1 rRNA gene is annotated in these 1,234 nt (G+C 53.9%); it reads left to right on the top strand.

The annotated features are described in order from the left end of the window. Nucleotides 1–1,180, top strand: a 16S ribosomal RNA gene (locus tag ACFULT_RS27180); the annotation flags it as partial. Between the last annotated feature and the right edge of the window lie 54 nt (nt 1,181–1,234).

Genomic DNA, 1,234 nt, shown 5'->3' with positions numbered 1-1,234 from the left:
TCTTCCGCAATGGACGAAAGTCTGTCGGAGCAACGCCGCGTGAGTGATGAAGGTTTTCGGATCGTAAAGCTCTGTTGTTAGGGAAGAACAAGTGCCGTTCAAATAGGGCGGCACCTTGACGGTACCTAACCAGAAAGCCACGGCTAACTACGTGCCAGCAGCCGCGGTAATACGTAGGTGGCAAGCGTTGTCCGGAATTATTGGGCGTAAAGGGCTCGCAGGCGGTTTCTTAAGTCTGATGTGAAAGCCCCCGGCTCAACCGGGGAGGGTCATTGGAAACTGGGGAACTTGAGTGCAGAAGAGGAGAGTGGAATTCCACGTGTAGCGGTGAAATGCGTAGAGATGTGGAGGAACACCAGTGGCGAAGGCGACTCTCTGGTCTGTAACTGACGCTGAGGAGCGAAAGCGTGGGGAGCGAACAGGATTAGATACCCTGGTAGTCCACGCCGTAAACGATGAGTGCTAAGTGTTAGGGGGTTTCCGCCCCTTAGTGCTGCAGCTAACGCATTAAGCACTCCGCCTGGGGAGTACGGCCGCAAGACTGAAACTCAAAGGAATTGACGGGGGCCCGCACAAGCGGTGGAGCATGTGGTTTAATTCGAAGCAACGCGAAGAACCTTACCAGGTCTTGACATCCTCTGACAATCCTAGAGATAGGACGTCCCCTTCGGGGGCAGAGTGACAGGTGGTGCATGGTTGTCGTCAGCTCGTGTCGTGAGATGTTGGGTTAAGTCCCGCAACGAGCGCAACCCTTGATCTTAGTTGCCAGCATTCAGTTGGGCACTCTAAGGTGACTGCCGGTGACAAACCGGAGGAAGGTGGGGATGACGTCAAATCATCATGCCCCTTATGACCTGGGCTACACACGTGCTACAATGGACAGAACAAAGGGCAGCGAAACCGCGAGGTTAAGCCAATCCCACAAATCTGTTCTCAGTTCGGATCGCAGTCTGCAACTCGACTGCGTGAAGCTGGAATCGCTAGTAATCGCGGATCAGCATGCCGCGGTGAATACGTTCCCGGGCCTTGTACACACCGCCCGTCACACCACGAGAGTTTGTAACACCCGAAGTCGGTGAGGTAACCTTTTAGGAGCCAGCCGCCGAAGGTGGGACAGATGATTGGGGTGAAGTCGTAACAAGGTAGCCGTATCGGAAGGTGCGGCTGGATCACCTCCTTTCTAAGGATTTTAACGGAATATAAGACCTTGGGTCTTATAAACAGAACGTTCCCT

Source organism: Rhodococcus sp. NPDC057297, assembly GCF_042667435.1.
In the GTDB taxonomy this organism is placed as follows: domain Bacteria; phylum Actinomycetota; class Actinomycetes; order Mycobacteriales; family Mycobacteriaceae; genus Rhodococcoides.
This window is presented reverse-complemented; position numbering and strand designations above follow the sequence as displayed.